This window comes from Priestia sp. SIMBA_032 (assembly GCF_046535215.1).
Taxonomy (GTDB): Bacteria; Bacillota; Bacilli; order Bacillales; family Bacillaceae_H; genus Priestia; species Priestia aryabhattai.
In genome coordinates this window covers 1-246 of record NZ_JAWRXD010001313.1, presented here as the reverse complement: position 1 = coordinate 246, position 246 = coordinate 1, and the positions used below count along the sequence as shown (strand labels likewise).

The 246-nt window shown below is 65.4% G+C and carries 1 protein-coding gene; it reads right to left on the bottom strand.

The annotated features are described in order from the left end of the window. Positions 1 to 246: ricin-type beta-trefoil lectin domain protein (locus tag SB717_RS38570; RefSeq protein ID WP_410908508.1), on the bottom strand; the 246-nt coding region annotated here is incomplete at both ends.

Below are 246 nucleotides of genomic sequence, written 5' to 3'. Positions count from 1 at the left end.
CCATCACTTGTGAAGCTCCACTGCTGGGTTGCTGCGCCCGTGCAGTCGGCCAGGACGACCGCGCTACCCGGTGCCGCGGTCACTCCATCCGTCCCTGCCTGCATGCAGAGGTTGCCGTAGATCTGCAACTGGTTGTCCGCCGTCAGATTCCATGACTGGTTTCCTCCGCCGTTGCAGTCCCAGAGATCCAGTGCCGTCCCGGGTGTGGTGCTGAATCCGGGGACCTCGGCGCAGCGCTGCGAGGCC